Raw genomic sequence first — 458 nt, forward strand, 5'->3', positions numbered from 1 at the left:
CGAGTTTATAGCCTTGGCCGACAGGCCCGGGTAATCTTTGAAATTTCATCGTGATGGGGATAGATCATTGCAATTGTTGGTCTTCAACGAGGAATTCCTAGTAAGCGCGAGTCATCAGCTCGCGTTGACTACGTCCCTGCCCTTTGTACACACCGCCCGTCGCTCCTACCGATTGAATGGTCCGGTGAAGTGTTCGGATCGAGGCGACGTGGGCGGTTCGCCGCCCGCGACGTCGCGAGAAGTCCACTGAACCTTATCATTTAGAGGAAGGAGAAGTCGTAACAAGGTTTCCGTAGGTGAACCTGCGGAAGGATCATTGTCGAAACCTGCAAAGCAGACCGCGAACACGTGTTTAACAATGCCGGGTGCGTGGCGTGGGGGCAACCCCCGTCACGTACTCGGTCCCCCGCCGGCGCGCGTCCTCGGGCAGTGTCGTGCGGGCTAACGAACCCCGGCGC

Annotated in this window: 1 rRNA gene; it reads left to right on the forward strand. The window is 57.9% G+C overall.

The features are described from left to right. Positions 1–324, forward strand: a 16S ribosomal RNA gene (locus E8M12_RS16600); the annotation flags it as partial. Between the last annotated feature and the right edge of the window lie 134 nt (positions 325–458).

Source organism: Thalassotalea mangrovi (genome assembly GCF_005116735.1).
Taxonomy (GTDB): Bacteria; Pseudomonadota; Gammaproteobacteria; order Enterobacterales; family Alteromonadaceae; genus Thalassotalea_A; species Thalassotalea_A mangrovi.